Annotated in this window: 14 protein-coding genes and 3 tRNA genes; all 17 read right to left on the bottom strand. The window is 66.6% G+C overall.

Annotated elements, in window-relative coordinates:
* Positions 1-31: 31 nt before the first annotated feature.
* The 17 genes from ACLD0U_RS01740 to ACLD0U_RS01660 all read right to left on the bottom strand — a co-directional run bounded on the left by ACLD0U_RS01740 (position 32) and on the right by ACLD0U_RS01660 (position 21,762).
* Positions 32-105 (bottom strand) — tRNA-Met (locus ACLD0U_RS01740).
* Between the two features lie 32 nt (positions 106-137).
* Positions 138-209: transfer RNA gene (locus ACLD0U_RS01735), tRNA-Thr, on the bottom strand.
* A gap of 68 nt (positions 210-277) precedes the next feature.
* Positions 278-1,516 (bottom strand): M23 family metallopeptidase, encoded by a 1,239-nt coding sequence (locus ACLD0U_RS01730; RefSeq protein ID WP_307858859.1) that lies wholly within the window; start codon positions 1,514-1,516, stop codon positions 278-280.
* 237 nt (positions 1,517-1,753) lie between these two features.
* Positions 1,754-2,554 carry an inositol monophosphatase family protein gene (locus ACLD0U_RS01725; RefSeq protein WP_410339643.1) on the bottom strand — a complete coding sequence of 267 codons (801 nt, stop codon included), beginning with the start codon at positions 2,552-2,554 and terminating at the stop codon, positions 1,754-1,756.
* Positions 2,551-3,564, bottom strand: a complete 1,014-nt coding sequence (locus ACLD0U_RS01720) for a hypothetical protein (protein ID WP_206550450.1) — start codon at positions 3,562-3,564, stop codon at positions 2,551-2,553. Before ACLD0U_RS01720 ends, ACLD0U_RS01725 begins: the two co-directional genes overlap by 4 nt.
* Positions 3,565-3,638: 74 nt before the next feature.
* A complete protein-coding gene (locus ACLD0U_RS01715; RefSeq protein ID WP_224817293.1) occupies positions 3,639-4,433 on the bottom strand; it encodes an enoyl-CoA hydratase/isomerase family protein in 795 nt (264 codons plus the stop codon).
* 51 nt (positions 4,434-4,484) lie between these two features.
* Positions 4,485-4,976: an FBP domain-containing protein gene (locus ACLD0U_RS01710; protein WP_410339642.1), complete on the bottom strand. Its 492-nt coding sequence runs from the start codon at positions 4,974-4,976 to the stop codon at positions 4,485-4,487.
* Positions 4,977-4,985: 9 nt separating this feature from the next.
* Positions 4,986-5,870 carry a bile acid:sodium symporter family protein gene (locus tag ACLD0U_RS01705; RefSeq protein WP_410339641.1) on the bottom strand — a complete coding sequence of 295 codons (885 nt, stop codon included), beginning with the start codon at positions 5,868-5,870 and terminating at the stop codon, positions 4,986-4,988.
* Positions 5,871-6,351: 481 nt separating this feature from the next.
* Positions 6,352-6,433: transfer RNA gene (locus tag ACLD0U_RS01700), tRNA-Tyr, on the bottom strand.
* An 86-nt stretch (positions 6,434-6,519) separates the two neighbouring features.
* Positions 6,520-7,440, bottom strand: a complete 921-nt coding sequence (locus tag ACLD0U_RS01695; RefSeq protein ID WP_410339640.1) for a carbohydrate kinase family protein — start codon at positions 7,438-7,440, stop codon at positions 6,520-6,522.
* A gap of 254 nt (positions 7,441-7,694) precedes the next feature.
* Positions 7,695-11,570, bottom strand: a complete 3,876-nt coding sequence (gene rpoC / locus ACLD0U_RS01690) for a DNA-directed RNA polymerase subunit beta' (protein WP_179409028.1) — start codon at positions 11,568-11,570, stop codon at positions 7,695-7,697.
* 62 nt (positions 11,571-11,632) lie between these two features.
* A complete protein-coding gene (locus tag ACLD0U_RS01685; protein ID WP_206820977.1) occupies positions 11,633-15,133 on the bottom strand; it encodes a DNA-directed RNA polymerase subunit beta in 3,501 nt (1,166 codons plus the stop codon).
* A 223-nt stretch (positions 15,134-15,356) separates the two neighbouring features.
* Complete coding sequence (locus ACLD0U_RS01680) at positions 15,357-17,051, bottom strand: ABC transporter ATP-binding protein (protein ID WP_410339639.1); 1,695 nt, start codon at positions 17,049-17,051, stop codon at positions 15,357-15,359.
* Positions 17,048-18,016: an ABC transporter permease gene (locus ACLD0U_RS01675; protein WP_224817289.1), complete on the bottom strand. Its 969-nt coding sequence runs from the start codon at positions 18,014-18,016 to the stop codon at positions 17,048-17,050. The genes ACLD0U_RS01680 and ACLD0U_RS01675 overlap by 4 nt, the downstream gene beginning before the upstream one ends.
* On the bottom strand, positions 18,016-19,020 hold the full coding sequence (locus ACLD0U_RS01670; protein WP_274368391.1) for an ABC transporter permease: 1,005 nt from the start codon (positions 19,018-19,020) through the stop codon (positions 18,016-18,018). Before ACLD0U_RS01670 ends, ACLD0U_RS01675 begins: the two co-directional genes overlap by 1 nt.
* An 80-nt stretch (positions 19,021-19,100) precedes the next feature.
* The gene (locus ACLD0U_RS01665; RefSeq protein WP_410339638.1) at positions 19,101-20,780 is read right to left on the bottom strand and encodes an ABC transporter substrate-binding protein; all 1,680 of its coding nucleotides are present in this window, start codon (positions 20,778-20,780) and stop codon (positions 19,101-19,103) included.
* Positions 20,781-20,955: 175 nt separating this feature from the next.
* The gene (locus ACLD0U_RS01660) at positions 20,956-21,762 is read right to left on the bottom strand and encodes a MurR/RpiR family transcriptional regulator (protein ID WP_410339637.1); all 807 of its coding nucleotides are present in this window, start codon (positions 21,760-21,762) and stop codon (positions 20,956-20,958) included.
* Between the last annotated feature and the right edge of the window lie 9 nt (positions 21,763-21,771).

The following is a 21,771-nucleotide window of genomic DNA, read 5'->3' as shown; positions in this document are numbered from 1 at the left end:
CCCCGGCGGTTTGCCGAGGGTTTTGTTTCTGTAGCGGAGGCGGGACTCGAACCCGCGACCTCACGATTATGAGTCGTGCGCTCTCACCATCTGAGCTACTCCGCCGCAATCGCCCGAACCAAAGTGCAGACGGTACGAGCCCCGAGTCAGGATTGAACTGACGACCCCTTCCTTACCATGGAAGTGCTCTGCCACTGAGCTATCGGGGCGTGCTGCCCCTCGCGGGGCAACCAGATGAGATTATCACCTCTCGGTGCATCTCGCGAAATCGAGCGAATCAGTACTCGTATCGACCCGCATTTTCGCGCATCCACGGCAGCGGATCGATCTGCGAACCGTTGATGATGATCTCGAAATGCAGGTGCGCACCGTACGACCGACCGGTGTTGCCGACCTTGCCGATGATGTCGCCGACCTTGACCTTCTGGCCGGACTGAACCTGCAACGAGCCGTACTGCATGTGCGCGTAGTGGCTCGTGATGACCTGACCATCGATGACGTGATCGATGTAGACGTTCACTCCGTACGCGCCACCCGCCTCGGTCGCCGTGCGCACGACACCATCGGCGATCGCCTGGATCGGAGCACCGTTGCCGGGCACGAGGTCGATACCCGCGTGCAGACGACCCCAGCGCGGCCCGTACGGCGAGCTCATCGCTACACCGACGATGAACGGCCACTGGATCGCCGCATCGGGATCGTTCGTGTACAGACTCTCCGAGAACTTGATGCCCTCTTCTGCGGCCACCTGACTGAGCGACACGCTGGAGAAGTCATCCGACCGCGCGAGAGCGTCGCCCTCGACGTCCGACGAGGCGACGAACGCCTGGATCTCACCGTCCGCGACCTGCTGACTCGCCTGATCACCGGCTGTGGCCAGCGAGGTCGATGTGCGAGCATCCGCTCCCTGCGACGCAGCCACGGCACTGACCGGAAGCGTCATCGAGACGGCGATCAATCCAGCAACGCCCATCACACCGAAGCTGGCTCCCGCTGCGACGACGCGTCGAAGCATCCGCCGTGGGCGTGGCTTCACCATGTGCAGCGGCGCTGCGCCCTCGACAACCGGCTCGTCCGCGACGGGAACGGTCGACTCAGACGACGCCTCGGCCTCAGCCTCTGAGACTGCCTCGGTGTCGTCCTCGATAGTCACAAAGCCGAACATCTCGGATGCCGCCGCGAACGCGTCGACATCCGAGGCAACATCGTCGGACGCGACGACGGGCGCCGCAACGGCTGCGGTGGTGGCCTGAGGAGCGGACTCGACCGCGACGGGGGCCGTTCCGGTGGGAACCGCCTCTTCGAAGATCGGACGCGCTAGAGAAATCGGTTCAGGAACAACGGTGACCGACTCGACGGGAGCGGACTGCGTGGGGCTGGCAACGACCTCAGCGGGAGCGGTCATCGGTTGCGCGGTCGGCGTGCCGGAGGCCGCCAGACGTCGTGCGCGGCGACTGGTTGCGGCCGTCGACACGGCGGTCGCGACTTTCTCGGCCGCAGCGGCTGCGTCTGTCACGATCTGTGCGGCGTCCGGGGTAGCCGAGTCCGCTGAACCCGCCTGTGAGGCGGCGCGAAGTCGATTGGCACGACGCGTGGGCACAGCGCCGTCCTCGGAGCGTTCAGGGTGCAAATCAGATCTCTCGGGTAGAAGTCAAGCCGGTACTTGATCACTTCGCCTCGGGTCGGCGAAAGTAACGATCGGATAAACCGTACATGTTCCATGCTGGGAAAGCCATGAACTATACGAATTCAATCACATGTTGTTCTGCGCGCCCCCGATCAAGCGCTGCAGTTCGGCATGAACCACCGGGCCACCCGCGATCACCATCGGACGGGGCGCATCGAGCTCCAGCCTGCTGACGAGACCGCCTGCTTCGTGCACCAGGATCGCACCGGCCGCGAAGTCCCACGGGTTCAGACCGCGCTCGAAGAAACCGTCCAGGCGTCCGGCCGCGACGTAGGCCAGATCGATCGCGGCCGACCCCATCCGGCGCAGGTCGCGCGCGATCGGCATCACCTGCCGCACCATCGCCAGGTCACCGTCGTGCGTGGCCGGGTCGTACCCGAAGCCGGTCGCCAGCAGGGCTCCGGCGGGCGTCTCGGTCGTGACGGAAAGTCGGACGCCGTCGAGCCAGGCCCCCTCGCCGCGCGCAGCTGTGAACAGCTCGCCGAGGCCGGGGGCGCACACGGCGGCCGCCACCCCCTGCCAGCTCTCGGGGTTCGGCTCACCCTCGACGACGGCGATGCTGACCGAGTACGTGGGGATGCCGTAGGCGTAGTTGACGGTGCCGTCGATGGGATCGACGACCCAGGTCAGCCCGCTGGCTCCGCGCTCAGCGCCGGTCTCCTCCCCCAGAAAGCCATCGTCCGGACGCTCAGTGCGGATCCGATCGCGGATGAGCTGCTCGACCTCGCGGTCAGCTTCGGTCACGATATCGGCCAGCGTCGACTTCGTCGCGGCCAGCGAGACGCCCTCGGCGCGCCGGCGCTTGGCGAGGTCGCCGGCTTCGCGGGCGATGTCGGCGACGAGCTCACCGACCTGCACCGCGGTCACTGACCTGCTCCCGGAGCCGGCGGGACGGGAGGCGCGGGCGGCGCAGGTGGTGCCGCAACCGCGTCGGGCGCCTGTGACGCGGGCGCAGCGCCCTCCGAGTACACGGGGTACGCCGGCGCATCGCTCGCCCGCGGAGCGTAGTAGGCCACCTGGGCTGACGGGGGCACAGGCGTCGGGTATCCCGTGTAGTACGCGCCCCAGTCGGGCGATCCGTCGGGCATCACGGGCAGCGGGGTGCGTCCGTCCGAATACGTCGGCCACGCGCTCAGCGGTTCCGTGGGCACCGGCGGCGTCGCCGGGTGGTGCGCTACGGGCGTGCGCGCGATCGCGGGCTCGAACGACGTCGGCATCGGCCCCGAGGGCATCGGACGCGGACGCCGGCGCGGTGCGAACAACGCGTTCAGCAGCGGGATCAGCGTCGTGCCCACAGCCGCCAGGATCGCCAGCGCGATCACGATGCGCCAGTAGATGTCGCGATAGTCGAACACCTCGGGGAAGGTGAGGTAGAACACCAGCATCGCCACCAGCGCACCGAGCATCACGAACGTGACGATCACGATCACCCGGGTGAACGTGGTGACGTACCGCTGCGACGCCTTCAGGAACAGACGCACGTGCACCAACGCGAGCTGCATGATGCCGATCACCAACACGAACTGGAACAGCCGCTCACTCATCCACCCGAACATCGGGGACGGCTCGGGCATCCAGATCTTCACCGATCCGACCAGCAGCGCGACGATCCACGTCACCATGCTCGCCAACGCCAACCACTCCGGCCGTCGCTCCGCCAGGTGCGACTCCGCGATCGCGACGCCCGCGAACAGCGCCAGCAACAGGATCGTCAGGAACGCACGCGCGATGATGCCGTCCTGATTACCGATCAGCACCCACACGACGCACACCAGCGCTGATGCGATCAGCGCCCCGATCGCGATCCAGATGGCGCCGCGCAACAGCTTCGAGTTCATCGGCTGCTGTTCGTCGGCACGGGGCGTGACGTCTGTCATGAGAACCTCCCGGCGGTGTCGGGTCTCATCCTCCCACGTGCGCCCACGTCCCGCGGGGGCCTGTGGACAACGTCTCAGCGACCGCCCGCGCGCGACGCAGCGAACCCGGCGACGCGAGCCTTGGCATCCGCCGTCTCGAACGCCGCACCGATCGAACGCGCCTCCTCGGCGAGCTGCTCTGCGAACGAGCGCGACGGCTGCGAGCGCACCAGACGCTTCGCCTGTCCGTATGCGCCGGCAGCTCCGGTCAGCCAGAATCGGGCGATCTGCTCGGCACGCGCGCGAACGGCATCCGCCTCTGCATCAGCATCGGCCGCCGCGACGGCTTCGGCGACAAGCCCCCATTCCACGGCCTCCTCGGCGCTCAGCAGGCGATCTTGCAGCACCAGTTGCAGCGCGCGGCGCTCGCCGACGGCGCGCGCGAGCTGCGCCGAGACCGACAGGTCGGGTGTGAGACCGATGTTCGCGTACAGGCTGCCGATCTTCGAGCTCGCGCCGACGACGGCGTAGTCACTGCACATCAGGATGCCCAGGCCACCGCCCGCGGTGGTGCCGTGCGCGGCGGCGACCACCGGGATCGCCGACTGCGTCAACGAGAGGATGCCCTCATTGATCACATGTGCGAGCGAGGTGATGTCAGCTCCGCTGCCCATGGTGGTGGCCATCGCGACCACGTCTCCGCCGGCGCAGAACGCGCGGCCGGCGGCATCGAGCAGGATCGCCCGCACGTCGTCGCGGCCGACCGCCTCGGCGGTGACATCGCGCCACGCCATGGCCAGATCGGCGTCGAACGCGTTCAGGCTGGCGGGACGGTTCAGCGTGAGACGGGCAAGGCCATCGTCGACGGTGAACAGGATCGGGTCGCTCATGGATCTCCTTCGATACGCAGGACGGAGTCTCAGCCTACCCGGGACTCAAGTTCAATCATCGGCGAGGACGCGGGCGACGAAGTCCTCCATGCGATGCCGGGTTCCGTCGAGCCGCCGATCGGCCTGGCCCGAAGCCCGCACCTCATTCGGAGCCAGCGGATGCGCCAGGCGCACGTTCTCGTGGCACGACAGGTCTGCGCAGATGTAGGTGCCCGCGCTATCGCCACGTCGCCCCTTCGCACCGGCACGGCGCGCAGTGAGCAGCGCCACCTGATTACCCGGCTGCAACGACCGGCAGATGTTGCACATACCTGAACGCACCCGCGCCGGGTCGGTGGCACGCAGCACGATCCCCTGCGCGAGGCCATCCCGCTCGACGATCACGATGCCGCGCCGGCTGGACTCGGGGTCCCGCCAGGCGAGGAAATCCAGGTAGTCCCAATCGGTGAGGAGGAAGTCATGGGGCATCCCGATCTCAGCGATCTCGTCGGCATCCGCGTTGCGGATCGCCGCACGCACCTGTTCTTCGGTCAGCGGTCGCATCGAACCAGTCTATGAAGCCGCCTCCGGCACCGGCTCCGTTACGGGCCGCTTCTCACGGATCAGGAAGCCGAACCCGAACGCCACGAAGAACATCAGCACGCCATAGACCGCTGCCGGCAAGCTCAGCTCCATCGAGCCGAGCACCGACTGCGCGATCACGATCGCGAGCGTGGCGTTGTGGATGCCGATCTCGAACGACGACGCGATCGCCTGGCGGGTGCCGATCTTCAGCATCCGCGGCACCCAGTAGCCGACTGCGAGACTGATGACGCAGAACAGCACCGTGATCAGCGCGAGGCGGGCGAAATTGTCGACCAGCAGCTGCCAGTTCGACGCGACGGCGCCGGCGATGACAACGACCAGGATGATCACGCTCGCGATGCGCACCGGCTTGTCCATGCCCTGTGCGAAGCGCGGCCAGAACCGGCGGATCAGCATTCCCGCCGCCACCGGCAGCAGCACGATCGCGAACACCTCCAGCGCCTTCGACCACTGCAACCCCAGCTGATCATCGAACGGCTCGAAGTACCAGATCGCGAAGTTGGTGATCACCGGCAGCGTGATCACCGCGATCACCGAGTTGACCGCCGTCAGCGAGATGTTCAGCGCGACATCACCCCGGAACAGGTGGCTGTAGAGATTCGCGGTGGTGCCGCCAGGGCTCGCCGCGAGCATCATCATGCCCACCGCCAGCACGGGCGGCAGCTGGAACGCCAGCACCAGCCCGAAGCAGATGACCGGCAACAGCAGCAGCTGGCACGCCAGCGCGACGACCACCGCTTTCGGCTGTTTGAGAACGCGCGCGAAGTCGGCGGGCGTGAGGCTCAGCCCGAGGCCGAGCATGATGATCCCGAGGGCGACGGGTAATCCGATGGTGGTCAACGCTGATCCCATGGCACTCAGTGTGGCCGACAACGCACCCCAGTACCAGCCCTACCCTCCGCCCCCGCGCGCCCGCCTCTCGCGACTCTCACGCTTCTCACGCTTCTCACGCCGGCGAGAAACCACTTCCCGTTCGAAACACCACCTGGCACGTGGTTTCTCACACGGGACGTGGTTTCTCAGCGACGCGGACACCTGGACGCCGGGACGCCGGTGCCTAAGATCGTGGATGCACCCCTCGCCGACAGAGACGGAGAACCCATGGGCAGCATCGAGATCCATCGCTCGCGCTCGGAGGCGCACAACCAGACGGTCGGAAACGGCGGATGCGCGTGCAGCGCACCCACTCAGCCGAGCGCCGACCACGACTCGCGAGCTGCGGCAGCACGACCGCAGGCCACCCGGACGGACAGCAAGAGCTGAACATCCGCGAACGACTGACGCCGTGAGCGACTGAGGGCCCCCGCGATGCGGAGGCCCTCAGTCAGGTGTGTGGCGAGTGAGGGATTCGAACCCCCGAATGCAATGCAGGCTGATTTACAGTCAGCTCCCTTTGGCCGCTTGGGTAACTCGCCAGTGCACACCCGTCCGGCTTTTCCAGCCAACCGGGGGCGCGAGTATCAAGCATACCGGTCAGCGGCGGTCTCAAGAAATCGAGCCGTCAGCTACCGAATACACCGCGCTCGGGGTCGCCCAGAGCGTCGGGCGTGCGCAGCAGTCCTCCCTCGGAACGCACCGTCGCCGCCGCGATCTGCATGGCCCGGTCCAGTAGCTCCTGCCACCCGGCATCCGACATCGGCGCACCGTCGGCGAGCCCCGCAGCCACGGCCGCGAGCGTGGCATCACCCGCGCCCACCGTGTCGACAATCGCACCGGGCAGGCTCGCCACCGGCGCCGTGAAGACACCGGCATCCGACTCCAGCACCGCCCCGGCCGCTCCCGCCGTCGCCAGCACCGCACCCGCCCCCATCGCACGCAAGCGAGCGCGCAGAGCGTCAAGATCGCCTTCGTAGAGCAACTCGACGTCGTCGCCGCCCACCTTGACCAGGTCGGCCGTCGCCGCAAGGCGCTCGAAGCCGCGCACGAACTCCGCGCGGTCGCTGAGCATGCCCGCACGCGGATTCGGATCGACCGTGACACGAGAATCGCCAAGCGCGTCGACGAGCGCGTCGACCTCAGACGGCACGTCGAAGGGAAAGCAACTGATCGCCACGACGTCGGCTGCGGACAGCGCCGCGCGCGCGTCGACACCGTATCGGATGCTACGCCGCTGCGCGGCCTCGTTGAACGCGTACTGGGGTTCGCCGCTCGGCGACCACGTGACCACAGCGCGGGATGACCCCCGCGGCGCCGGGCTGGCGATGAGCTCCACACCGTGATCACGCAGGTACTCACGGATGTGCTCGCCCGGTTCATCATCGCCGACCATCGCGATCAGCGTCGTCGGGACGCCCAGCCGCCGCAGCCCCACGGCCACATTCAGCGCAGCACCGCCGACCAGTTCGCGCACACCACCGGCATCCCGGATCTCGTCGATCAGGGCGTCACCGATCACGACCGCCCGTCGCTGTGTCTCGCTCATTCCGTGAGACTATCGCGAGCCGGCGACATGCAGCATCGGGCCCGGAAGCGCCGCCCCGGGGCCGGAACCGTCACCCAGAACAGGCTCGTTCACGAGAACAGGCTCAATTCCGCAGAATCAGCCTGTTCTCGGCATCCGTCCTGTTCTCGATGACGCAAGCGCCCCGTGCGGCTCTCACGCGCAGCCACACACCCCGAAAACGGGGCGAGGCCCCGGGTTCCGAAGAACCCGGGGCCTCACCGACACTCACTGACTCAGTTGTACGAGCCGGGCGTGATGTCGTCCGTCGAGAACGCGTCGAAGTCGACGTAACCGAAGTCACCGTCGGCGTACGCACCGTCGGATGCGAAGATCCGGTTCGGGTAGCGCTCGCTCTTGGCCTCTTCCGTTGCCTCGACCGTGATGTCACGGTAGCGACGCAGACCGGTTCCGGCGGGGATGAGCTTACCGATGATGACGTTCTCCTTGAGACCGATCAGCGGGTCGCTCTTGCCCTCCATGGCGGCCTGCGTGAGCACGCGGGTCGTCTCCTGGAACGATGCGGCCGACAGCCACGATTCGGTCGCGAGCGACGCCTTCGTGATACCCATCAGCTCGGGACGACCCGATGCGGGGCGCTGACCACCGGTCACGGCCTCGCGGTTGATCGTCTGGTAGCGCTTCAGGTCGACCATCTCACCCGGCAGCAGCGTGGTGTCGCCGTGGTCGACCACGGTGACCTTACGCAGCATCTGGCGCACGATGACCTCGATGTGCTTGTCGTGGATCGGCACACCCTGCGAGCGGTACACACCCTGGACGCCGTTGACGAGGTAACGCTGCACCTCGCGGGCACCCATGACGCGCATGACCTCCTTGGGGTCGAGCGTTCCGACCTGCAGGGGCTGACCGACCTCGACGTGCTGGCCGTCCTCGACGAGAAGCGTCGCACGCTTCAGCACCGGGTAGACCACTTCTTCGTCACCGTTGTCGGGCGTGAGGATGACCTTCTTGCCCTTGTCGTTCTCTTCGATCGTGATGCGGCCGTCGGCCTCAGCGATCGGAGAGGCACCCTTGGGCGTACGAGCCTCGAAGAGCTCCTGCACACGGGGCAGACCCTGGGTGATGTCATCAGCCGATGCCGAACCACCGGTGTGGAACGTACGCATCGTCAGCTGGGTACCGGGCTCACCGATCGACTGCGCCGCGATGATGCCGACGGCCTCACCGATGTCGACCGTCTTACCGGTCGCGAGCGAACGGCCATAGCACTGCGCGCAGACACCGACGGCCGAGTCACAGGTCAGCACCGAGCGCACCTTGATGGTCTCGATACCGGCCTCGACCAGCTTGTCGATGAGCACGTCGCCCACGTCGTCGCCGGCCTCGGCGACGACCTCGCCGGCCTCGTTGACCACAGCGGATGCCAGCGTGCGAGCGAACACCGAGTTCTCTACGTTCGGGTCGCGGACCAGAACACCCTGCGAGTTCGGTGCGGCGATCGGCAGGGCGAGGCCCTTCGACGTGCCACAGTCCTGCTCGCGGATGATGACGTCCTGCGACACGTCCACCAGACGACGGGTCAGGTAACCCGAGTCGGCGGTACGCAGAGCGGTGTCGGCCAGACCCTTACGGGTACCGTGCGTCGCGATGAAGTACTCCGCCACCGACAGACCCTCGCGGTACGAGGAGATGATCGGACGCGGGATGATCTCACCCTTGGGGTTGTTCACCAGACCACGCATACCCGCGATGTTGCGGATCTGCAGCCAGTTACCACGAGCACCCGAGGTCACCATGCGGTTGATGGTGTTGTCGTCCGGGAAGTGCGCGCGCATCGCGGCCTGCACCTCGTCGGTCGCCTCGGTCCAGATCTTGATGAGCTCCTGGCGGCGCTCAGCATCGGTGGTCAGACCCTTGTCGTACTGCGACTGGACCTTCGCGGCCTGCTTCTCGTAGGTCGCAACGATCTCGGCCTTGTTCGGCGGGGTGAGGATGTCGCTCAGCGCGACCGTGACGCCCGAGCGGGTCGCCCAGTGGAAACCGGCATCCTTGATGCGGTCCAGCGTGGCGGCCGTCTCGACCTTCGGGTACTCCTCGGCCAGCTTGTTCACGATCTGCGACAGCTTGCCCTTGTCGGCGACGCCGCGCACGAAGGGGTAGCCCTTCGGAAGCGCGCCGTTGAAGATCGCCTGACCGAGCGAAGCGTCGACGAGGCCGTGACGTTCGTAGCCCTCGGGAGCCTCACCCTCGAGGAAGGTGAGACCGGGGATGCGGATGCGCGCCTTGGCCTGCAGGTCGAGCGTGCCCTCGTCGCGGGCCAGGATCGCCTCGGAGACCGAGCCGAACGCACGGCCCTCACCGGCTGCGCCCTCCTTGACCGTGGTCAGGTGGTGCAGACCGATGATCATGTCCTGCGAAGGCAGGGTCACCGGACGGCCGTCCGACGGCTTGAGGATGTTGTTCGAGGCGAGCATCAGCACGCGGGCCTCGGCCTGCGCCTCGACCGACAGCGGCAGGTGCACAGCCATCTGGTCACCGTCGAAGTCGGCGTTGAAGGCCGCGCAGACGAGCGGGTGCAGCTGGATGGCCTTACCCTCGACGAGCTGCGGCTCGAACGCCTGGATGCCGAGACGGTGCAGCGTGGGTGCACGGTTCAGCAGCACGGGGCGCTCGCGGATGATCTCTTCGAGAACGTCCCAGACCTCGCCGCGGGTGCGCTCGACGGCACGCTTGGCCGCCTTGATGTTCTGCGAGTGACCCAGGTCGATCAGACGCTTGATCACGAACGGCTTGAACAGCTCCAGGGCCATCTGCTTGGGCAGACCACACTGGTGCAGCTTCAGCTGCGGACCGACGACAATGACCGAACGGCCCGAGTAGTCGACACGCTTACCGAGCAGGTTCTGACGGAAACGACCCTGCTTACCCTTCAGCATGTCGCTGAGAGACTTCAGGGCGCGGTTGCCGGTACCGGTGACGGGGCGACCACGACGGCCGTTGTCGAACAGCGCGTCGACGGCCTCCTGCAGCATCCGCTTCTCGTTGTTGACGATGATCTCGGGAGCACCGAGGTCGATCAGACGACGCAGACGGTTGTTGCGGTTGATCACACGGCGGTACAGGTCGTTCAGGTCGCTGGTCGCGAAGCGGCCACCGTCCAGCTGCACCATCGGACGCAGCTCCGGCGGGATCACCGGAACGACGTCGAGCACCATCGCGGCCGGGCTCATGCCGGTCTCGAGGAACGAGTTGACGACCTTCAGGCGCTTGATCGCACGGATCTTGCGCTGACCCTTGCCCTCAGAGATCTGCAGGTGCAGGCTCTCCGCCTCGGCCTTCAGGTCGAAGCTCTGCAGACGGCGCTGGATCGCCTCGGCGCCCATGTGGGCCTCGAAGTACTGACCGAAGCGGTCCTGCAGCTCGTGGAAGACGTCGTCCTCGGGGCGCAGCGCGCCGACCTCGAGCGTGCGGAAGTCCTCCCACACGCGCTCGAGCTTGGCGATGGCCTCGTCGGCACCCTTGCGGGTGAGGGTCATCTCCTTCTCGGCGGCGTCCTTGACCTTCTTCTTCGCGTCGGCCTTGGCACCCTCGGCCTCAAGGGCCGCGAGCTCCTCTTCCAGCTTGGCCATGCGCTCGGAGATCTTCGCGTCGCGGCGGTCGCCGAGCGTCTTCAGCTCGAGCCGGATGTTGTTCTCCTGCGTGGCCAGGTCGCGGTGACGTGCGTCCTCGTCGACCGAGATGACCATGTACGCGGCGAAGTAGATGACCTTCTCGAGGTCCTTCGGCGCCATGTCGAGCAGGTAGCCCAGTCGCGACGGCACACCCTTGAAGTACCAGATGTGCGTCACGGGGGCGGCCAGCTCGATGTGACCCATGCGCTCGCGACGGACGGAGCTCTTGGTGACCTCCACGCCGCAGCGCTCGCAGACGATGCCCTTGAAGCGGACACGCTTGTACTTGCCACAGCCGCACTCCCAGTCGCGGGAGGGGCCGAAGATCTGCTCGCCGAAGAGCCCGTCCTTCTCGGGCTTCAGCGTGCGGTAGTTGATCGTCTCGGGCTTCTTGACCTCACCGTAGGACCAGCCGCGAATGTCTTCAGCGGTGGCCAGGCCGATTCGAAGCTCATCGAATGTAGTTGCGTCGAGCACTAGTTCTCCTAGTTAGAAAAATCTATGTATTTAGGGACGCGGTCCCTGAGCTGTGCCTGCGATCAGATCTCGTCGATCGATGCGGCTTCGAACCGGCTGGAGATGTTGATGCCGAGCTCTTCCGCTGCACGGAAGGCCTCGTCGTCGGTGTCCCGCAGGTTGACGGCGGTGCCATCGGCCGAGAGCACCTCAACGTTCAGGCAGAGCGACTGCATCTCCTTCATGAGCACCTTGAAGGACTCAGGGATGCCGGGCTCCTGGATGTTCTCGCCCTTGACGATGGCCTCGTACACCTTGACGCGGCCAAGGATGTCGTCGGACTTGATCGTCAGCAGCTCCTGCAGTGCGTACGCGGCGCCGTAGGCCTCGAGGGCCCACACCTCCATCTCACCGAAGCGCTGTCCACCGAACTGCGCCTTACCACCGAGCGGCTGCTGGGTGATCATCGAGTACGGACCCGTCGAACGCGCGTGGATCTTGTCGTCGACGAGGTGGTGCAGCTTCAGGATGTACATGTAGCCGACCGAGATGGGGTCCGGGAACGGCTCGCCGGAGCGGCCGTCGAACAGACGCGTCTTGCCCGAGCGGTCGATCAGGCGCTCACCGTCGCGCGTCTCGCGCGTCGAGTCGAGCAGACCCGAGATCTCGTACTCGGTGGCGCCGTCGAACACCGGCGTGGCCACCTTGGTGTTCGGGGCGACGTCGTAGGCCTCCTCGGGCAGCGCCGCTGCCCACTCCGGGTTGCCCTCGATCTTCCAGCCCTGCTTGGCGATCCACCCGAGGTGGGTCTCCAGCACCTGACCGAAGTTCATTCGACCCGGGATACCCAGCGGGTTCAGCACGACGTCGACCGACGTGCCGTCCGCGAGGAACGGCATGTCCTCGACGGGCAGGATCTTGGCGATGACACCCTTGTTGCCGTGGCGGCCGGCGAGCTTGTCACCCTCGGTGATCTTGCGCTTCTGGGCGATGTAGACCACAACGCGGCGGTTGACGCCCGAGCCCAGCTCGTCGTCGCCCTCTTCGGCGTTGAACTCCTTGACGGCGATGATCGTGCCCTGCTCACCGTGCGGGACCTTCAGCGAGGTGTCGCGAACCTCACGGCTCTTCTCGTTGAAGATGGCGCGCAGCAGGCGCTCCTCGGCCGAGAGCTCGGTCTCGCCCTTCGGCGTGACCTTTCCGACCAGGATGTCGCCGGGGCGCACCTCGGCACCGATGCGGATGATGCCGCGCTCGTCGAGGTCCTTCAGCAGCTCGGGGCTGACGTTGGGGAGGTCACGGGTGATCTCCTCCTTACCCAGCTTGGTGTCGCGGGCGTCGACCTCGTACTCCTCGATGTGGATCGACGAGAGGGTGTCGTCCTTCACCAGCTCCTGGCTGAGGATGATGGCGTCCTCGAAGTTGTGACCTTCCCACGGCATGAACGCCACGAGCAGGTTCTTTCCGAGCGCCAGCTCGCCGTTCTCGGTGGCGGGACCGTCGGCGATGACCTCGCCGGCCTCGACGCGCTCACCGGCGTTGACGATCACGCGCTGGTTGTACGACGTGCCCTGGTTCGAGCGCGCGAACTTGCGCAGGTAGTACTCCTGCGTGCCGCCCTCGTCGAGCATGACCACGACCTTGTCGGCCGAGACCTCGCTGACGACACCGGCCTTGGCGGCGGTGACCACGTCACCGGCGTCGATGGCCGTGTAGCCCTCCATACCGGTACCGACCAGCGGCGAGTCCGAGCGCAGCAGCGGCACGGCCTGGCGCTGCATGTTGGCACCCATGAGTGCGCGCTGCGCGTCGTCGTGCTCGAGGAACGGAACGAGCGAGGTCGCCACCGACACCATCTGGCGCGGCGAGACGTCCATGTAGCCGATCTCTTCGGGCAGGAACAGGTCGACCTCACCGCTACCGCCGCGGGGGCGGGCCAGCACGTGGCTCTCGCGGAAGCGACGCTCCGCGTCCAGCGGCGCGTTGGCCTGCGCGATGTTGAAGTCGACCTCTTCGGCTGCCGTGAGGTAGTCGATCTGGTCGGTGACGACACCGTTCTCGACCTTGCGGTACGGGGTCTCGATGAAGCCGAACGAGTTGATGCGCGCGAACGTCGCGAGCGCACCGATCAGACCGATGTTCGGGCCTTCCGGCGTCTCGATCGGGCACATGCGGCCGTAGTGCGACGGGTGGACGTCACGGACCTCGACACCGGCGCGGTCACGCGAGAGACCACCGGGGCCGAGCGCCGACAGACGGCGCTTGTTGGTGAGGCCGGCCAGCGGGTTGTTCTGGTCCATGAACTGCGACAGCTGCGACGTTCCGAAGAACTCCTTGATCGCTGCCACGACGGGACGCACGTTGATCAGGGTCTGCGGCGTGATCGCCTCGATGTCCTGCGTGGTCATACGCTCGCGGACGACGCGCTCCATGCGCGACAGACCGGTGCGGACCTGGTTCTGGATCAGCTCACCGACGGCGCGGATGCGACGGTTGCCGAAGTTGTCGATGTCATCGGTGGCGATGCGGATCTCGGTCTTCTTGCCGCCGCGGATGCCCTCGAAGGTCTCGTCGCCGCTGTGCACGCGCACCAGGTACTTGATCGTCGCGACGATGTCGTCGCGCGTGAGCACCGAGTCGGTGAGCGGGTTGGCGAGGCCCAGCTTGTGGTTGATCTTGTAACGACCCACCTTGGCCAGGTCGTAGCGCTTCGGGTTGAAGTAGAAGTTGTCCAGCAGCGAACGCGCGGCCTCGGCGGCGACCTGCTCGCCCGGGCGCAGCTTGCGGTAGATGTCGCGGAGGGCGTCTTCCTGCGTGAGGATGGTGTCCTTCGCGAGCGTCTCCTCGATCGAGGGGTAGCCGGCGAACTCGGTGAGGATCTCTTCGCTGGTCAGGCCAAGCGCCTTCAGGAAGACGGTGACGGACTGCTTGCGCTTGCGGTCGATGCGCACACCGACCTGGTCGCGCTTGTCGATCTCGAACTCGAGCCAGGCACCACGACTGGGGATGACGCGAGCGGTGACGATGTCCTTGTCACTGGTCTTGTCGGGAGTCTTGTCGAAGTAGACACCGGGCGAACGCACCAGCTGCGAGACGACGACGCGCTCGGAGCCGTTGATGATGAACGTTCCCTTGTCGGTCTGCAGCGGGAAGTCGCCCATGAAGACCGTCTGAGTCTTGATCTCACCGGTCTGGTGGTTCATGAACTCGGCCTCGACGTACAGCGGCGCGGCGTAGGTCTTGCCGCGCTCCTTGCACTCGTCGATCGAGTACTTCTCGGGCTCGAGGTACGGGTTCGTGAACGACAGCTGCATCGTCTCGCCGAGGTCCTCGATCGGCGAGATCTCTTCGAAGATCTCACCCAGACCCGAGATCTCGGCGACGTCGGTGCGGCCGGCCTTCTTGGCCTCGGCCACGCGGGCCTTCCAGTCGTCGTTGCCGACGAGCCAGCCGAACGATTCGGTCTGCAGCGCCAGCAGGTCGGGGACCGTCAGCGTGTCGGAGATCTTGGCGAACGAGAGGCGGGAGACTCCGCGGCCGTTCTTGTTGGTGGTGGATGTGGATGCGTTGGGAGCAGCAGCCAAGGGAGTAACCTCCGTCAGCCCGGGCAAGGGGCTGGTCGATTCCTGGACGTCGGTGAGTGCGCTCGAAAACTCAACGGGATGCCGACCACCATATGAGGGCACGGAGAAGCGAGCGCAACTCTTTACTATAAGCCCGATTGTGCGACATGGCAAGCGTAATCCTTGACCAATTCCGCAACCTGCGGTATTGGCACGGGGCGGGCGCATCGCGCCCGCCCCGTGGTCACGACGCGATACCCAGCTCGTTGCCGGGGATGGATGCCAGCAGCGTGCGCGTATAGGGGTCACGCGGGTTGGTGAAGATCTCTTCGCTGGTGGCCGCCTCGACCAGTGCGCCGTCCTTCATGACGCACACGTAGTCGCTGATCAGACGCACAACGGCCAGGTCGTGCGAGATGAACAGGTAGCTCAGGCCGTACTCCTTCTGCAGGTCGCCCAGCAGCGTGAGGATCTGGTCCTGCACCAGCACGTCCAGCGCCGAGACGGGCTCGTCGCACACGATCAGGTCGGGCGAGAGCGCCAGCGCTCTCGCGATCGCAACGCGCTGGCGCTGCCCACCGGAGAGCTCGGACGGGTAGCGCTGCATCATGGATCCCGGCAGCGCGACGTCATCGAGCAGCTTGAGCACCCTGGCGCGGCGCTCGGCACGATTGCCGCGCTTGTAGAACTCCAACGGCTCACCGATCAGTCGCCCGATGGTGAACATCGGATTCAGGCTCGAGTACGGGTCCTGGAAGATCGGCTGCACGCGCTGCCGGAACTCACGGTCCTGCGCCTTGTCGAAGCTCTGAATGTCGCGCCCCTCGAAACGGATCGTGCCCGCCGTCGGCTCGATCAGCTTCAGCAGCATCCGCGCCGTCGTGGTCTTGCCCGAGCCGGACTCCCCCACGATCGCCACGGTCTTTCCGCGCGGGATCGCGAGCGAGACATCGTCGACCGCGATGAAGTCGTCGGCACGGCCGCGCACCGGGTACACCTTGCGCAGCCCCTCGATCTCGACGATATTCGCGGCTTCGCTCCCCTCGGGCGTCGCCGCACCGGCATCCGCTTCTGCGCTCTCGGCGACCTGCGCGCCTTCGAAGACCTCTGGTTGCAGGCGCGCCGCCGCGATCGACGGCGCCGCACTGACCAGGCTCTGCGTGTACGCGTGTTGCGGGTTCTCGAGGATCTGGCGGGCGTTGCCCTGCTCGACCACACGTCCGCGGTGCATCACCACGACGCGCTGCGCCCGCTCGGCGGCCAGCCCCAGGTCGTGCGTGATCAGCAGCACCGCGGTGCCCAGCTCACGCGTCATCTCGCCGAGCTGATCGAGGATCGTCTGCTGCACCGTGACGTCGAGCGCGCTGGTCGGCTCATCGGCGATGAGCAGCCGCGGCCGGCACGCGAGTCCGATCGCGATCAGCGCGCGCTGGCGCAGGCCGCCCGACAGCTCGTGCGGGTACTGCTTGGCCCGCCGCTCGGGATCGGGCAGGCCGGCCGCCGACAGCGCCTCGACGACCTTCTGCTTGACGTCTGAGCGCGTGGCGAGGCCGTGCGCGAGCAACGTCTCGGCGACCTGCGTGCCGATCTTCGCCACGGGGTTCAGATTCGACATCGGGTCCTGCGGAACCATGCCGATGTCACGTCCGCGGATCTTCTGCATCTCGGATTCGGATGCCCCGACCAGTTCGCGTCCGTCGAGACGGATGCTGCCGTCGGCCACCCGTCCACCCGACGCGAGCAGACCGATCACGGCCATCGCCGTGGTCGACTTGCCCGAGCCCGACTCGCCGACGATCGCAACCGTCTCACCGGGCGCGATCTCCAGGTCTACGCCCTCGACGGCGTGCACGACGCCGTCCATGGTCGTGAAGTCCACGGCCAGGCCCGACACCTGCAGCAGCGGCTGCGCGCTCATCTGCTTCTCCTTCTCGGTCATCGCGCTCTCGTCCTCGGGTCCATCGCCTCGCGCAGCGCCTCACCGAACAGGGTGAAGCCCAGCGCGGTCACGGCGATGCAGATACCGGGCAGGAACGCCAGCCATGGCGCGATCGCCAACTCGCTCTGCGCGTAGGTCAGCATCCGCCCCCACTCCGCCGTGTCGGGACCGCCACCGCCGAGACCCAGGAACGACAGCGCGGCGGCGTCGATCACCGCCGTCGCCAGCGTCAGGGTCGCCTGCACGATGACCGGACCGATCGCGTTGGGCAGCACGTGCGACATCGTGATGCGGCCGCGTCCGAGACCGAGGGTCTGCGCCGACAGCACGTACTCGCTGGTGCGCTGCTGCAGCATGGAGGCCCGCAGCAGACGCGCGAAGATGGGCACCTGCGACGCTCCGATGGCGATCATCACCGCCTGGGGCGTCTGCCCCAGGATCGCGGCGATCGACACGGCCAGCAGCAGGTTGGGCACCGACAGGATGATGTCGACGATGCGCATGATGACGGTGTCGACCCAGCCGCCGAAGGTGCCGGCGATGAGTCCCAGCAGCATGCCGCCGAGTAGACCCAGCGCGGTCGAGACCACACCGACCATCAACGACGCCTGCGCACCCCAGATGAGTTTCGACAGCACATCGCCGCCGAAGCGGTCGAGGCCGAGCGGGAACTGCGGCAGCTCGCCGGGCCCGGGGATGTGCGTCGGGGTGATGTACTCGGCGCCGGGCAGCGCCGTCTCGGGGTACGGCGCGATCAGCGGAGCCAGCACCGCAACTGCGATGAACAGCACGACGATCGCCCCGCCGATCCACGCCGTGACATTGTGTCGCAGCCGACGCAGCACGTCGCTCCAGAAGCTGCCGCTCTTGTGCAGCTCGGCCTGGGCGACGGTGACCGTCTCGGGCGATCCGCCGCTCTGCGGGCCCGCGCCCGGACCCTGTGCGGGGGGAAGCACTGCGCTCATCACTGAACCCTCACTCTCGGATCGATCAGGCTGTACGACACGTCAACGGCGAGGTTGATCAGCGCGTACGCGATGGCGATGAAGATGATGAACCCCTGCAGCACCGGGAAGTCTCGCGCGAAGATCGATCGCGCCAGGAACGAGCCGATGCCGGGGAAGGCGAACACCGTCTCGGTGAGCACCGCCCCCGAGATCAGCAGCCCGGTCTGCAGGCCGATCGTGGTGATCACCGGCAGCATCGCGTTGCGCAGGATGAAGCGGTTGCGCAGCGTGGGCGTCGAGACGCCCTTGGCCTTGCCGGTGCGCACGTAGTCGGCGTTCTGCACTTCGAGCACGCTGGCTCTCGTGATGCGCACGATGATCGCCAGCGGGATCGTGCCGAGAGCCAACGCCGGCAGGATCAGATGCTGGATGGCATCCCATGACGCGTCGAACTCGCCGGTGATGATGCCGTCCCAGACGTAGAAGCCGGTGACGTGTGTGGCATCTATTCGCGCGCTCTGGCGGCCGTCCGAGGGAAGCCATCCCAGCTGCACCGCGAAGATGTACTTCAGGATGAACGCCAGGAAGAACACCGGGATCGTGATGCCGATCAGGCTGAACACGACCGCGGTGTGATCCGTCCATTTGCCGTGGCGGCGCGCCGCCCAGTAGCCCAGAGGAACGCCGATGCCGATCGCGAAGATCAGCGCGAGCACACTGAGCTCGATGGTCGCCGGGAACCGGCGGAAGAACTCCTCGGTCACGGGACGCCCCGTGACGATGGATGAGCCGAAGTCGCCCTGCAGCAGGCGACTGACCCAGATGAAGTACTGCTCGTACAGCGGACGATTGAAGCCGTAGAGCTCGTTGACCTGCTCGATCGCCTCGGGTGTCGCCTTCTCACCGAGGAGGGCGACGGCCGGCCCTCCGGGAAGAGCACGGACCCAGGCGAACAGCAGAATGCTGAGGCCGAAAAGGGTGGGGATGAGCAGCAGAAGCCGCTTGCCGATGGTTCGCAGCAAGGTGGTCTCCGGGTATGGCGGGATCACGCGTCCTGGCGCCCTCGTGGGGCGTCAGGACGCGTGATCGCCGCGTGGACGGCTTACTTGGTGAGCACGATGTCGGTGAAGACCTCGTCGTTCACCGGGCTCGCCGGGTAGCTCTCCACCCGCTCGTCGAATGCCAGGGTCGGAGCCGGGTGCGCGATCGGCACGCCGGGGATGAACTGCGCGACCTGCTCGTTGATCGCCTCGTACAACGGCGTCTGCTCGTCGATGCTCGACACACCGCGGGCCTCGGACAGGGCTGTGAACAGCTCGGGGTTGTCGAAGCCCCACTCGGAGCTCTGCTGGCCGAAGAAGACGCCGACGAAGTTGTCGGTGTCGTTGTAGTCACCGGTCCAGCCGAGCAGGTGGATGCCGTGGTCGGGCGTCGCGGTGATCTTCTCGAGGTAGTCCGGGTTCCATGCGTCGGTCTCGGGCGTGATCTGCACGCCGACCTCTTCGAGCTGGCGGGCCAGCACGGTGAAGATCTGCTCGGGGTCCGGCATGTAGGGGCGCGAGACGTTGACCGGGTAGTTGAAGGTCAGCGACAGCGGGTTGTCGGCCGTGTAACCGGCATCCTCGAGCAACGACTTGGCCATGTCGGGGTCGTAGTCGTACGTGGTGACGCCCTCGTTGTAGCCGTTGACGACCGGCGGCACGAACTGCGTCGCCTTCTCGGTACCCTCGGGCAGCACCTGCTTGATCAGCGCGTCCTTGTCGATGGCGTACGACAGCGCCTGACGCACCTCGAGGTCCTGCAGCTCGGGAACGGCCTGGTTGAAGGCGAGGTAGAGCACCGTGAACGGCGGGCGCGACACCATGGTGAAGCCCTTGTCTTCGAGCGCCTGCGTGTCGGCCGGGCCGACCAGGTCGTAGCCGTCGATATCGCCGGCCTCGAGCGCCTGGCGGCGCGCCGTCGGGTCGCCGATCACGCGGAAGATGACCTCTTCGATCTGGCCCTGCTCGCCCCAGTAGTCGCTGTAGGCGGTCAGGGTGACGTTCTCACCCGGGGCCCACGAGTCGAACTGGAAGGGACCGGTACCGACCGGGTGGCCCTGCGCGTACTCCGAGAGCACGGGCGCCTCGGCGGTGCCGCCGACCTCGTCGGCCGAGAACTCCTCGAGCGCCGAGGGACTCTGCATGGCGAAGGCGGGGAGCGAGAGGGATGCTACGAAGCCGGCGAACGGCTTGTTCAGCTCGATCGTGACCTTGTCGTCGCCGTCCGTCGTGCACGACTTGTACACGGCATCGTCGGGGTTGGACGCGTAGCCCTTGAAGAGCTTGTTGTAGTAGTAGCCCACAGCCTCGGAGGCCAGCACGCCGGTCCAGTTGTACCAGCGGTCGAAGTTGAAGCACACGGCCTCGGCGTTGAACGGCGTGCCGTCGTGGAAGGTCACGTCCTGCTTCAGCGTGAAGGTGTGCGACATGCCGTCCTCGGATGAGTCCCATTCCTCGGCGAGCAGCGGAGCCGGGTCAGCGGTGCCCGGCTCGGTGCCCACCAGACCCTCGAAGATCTGACGCGAGACGCGGAAGGTCTCGCCGTCCTGGGCGAGGGAGGGGTCAAGGCTGGCCGGGTCGGACGACGCCGCAAAGACGAACGTCGTGTCAACGTCGGATCCGCCACCGTCATCGGCGCTGTCGTCGCGCTCGCTGGCGACGCATCCGGTCAGCAGCAGGGCCGCGACACCGGCTCCGGCTGCGAGGGCGAGCCCTCGTCGGCGCAGGGGGCTGTGGGTCATGATGAACCTCTCTTGTGAACGCTTCATTGCGCGGTCCGGGTGCAGCATCGCACCCTCACACGTGATGCTCCGAAGGTACCCAGCCGACGCGGGGATTCCAAACCTCCGAAGGTTGCGATCCGGTATCGGCTTGAGCCGGACCCCGTCGCAGCCGTCGCGCTCCCGGTCGCGACGACTATCCGCGGCGCTGCGCGACGCGGACGAACAGCACATCGACGAGTGCGAGCAACGCGATCCGACTCGACATCGCCGCGCCACGGAACGACGAGTCGCGTGCGTGCGTGATCAGCACGACGTCGGCGACCGTCGCGACCGGAGCACCGGCGGCGCTCGTGATCGCCACCGTCAGTGCGCCTGCCGCGCGCGCAGCCTCGAGCACGCGAATGGTCTCGATCGTCTCGCCCGTGTGCGAGACGCCGATCGCGACGTCTCGCGGGCCGCGCAGAGCCGCCATCGTCAGCGCCATGTGCGGATCTGCCGAGTGCGACGCCACGCACCCGATCCGCGCGAGCTTGAACTGCAGGTCCTGAGCCACCAGAGACGATCCACCCTGGCCGAAGACGTCGACGCACCTGGCATCCGCGACCGCCTCGGCGACCCGATCGAGCGCCGCGACGTCGAGCGTCCGCGCGGCCGTCTCGATCGCGTCGATCTCACGCGCAGCCAGCTTCGCGGCGACCTGTGCGGTGCTGTCGTCGCACGAGATCGCGGTGGTCTCCAGACCGAATCGCACCTGCTGCGCCTGCTGCAGCGTGAGCGAGCGCGCCACCGCGACCCGCAGTTCCCGGTATCCGCTGAAGCCGAGTGACTGCGCGAAGCGTGCGACGGTGGAGATCGAGGTCGAGCACAGCTTCGCCAGGTCGTTGATCGCGAGATCGATCACAACCGACGGGTCGACGAGCAACCGCTCGGCAACCTTCTTCTCAGCTGCGCTCAGTCCGGGTATCGAGCGCCGAACCTGCTCAAGAACGTCATCGTCCACGGAGGTTCA

The sequence above is a fragment of the Microbacterium sp. 2216-1 genome (assembly GCF_046507855.1).
Taxonomy (GTDB): Bacteria; Actinomycetota; Actinomycetes; order Actinomycetales; family Microbacteriaceae; genus Microbacterium; species Microbacterium esteraromaticum_C.
Note: the sequence above shows the minus strand (reverse complement) of the source record. Positions and strands in the feature narration are given on the sequence as shown.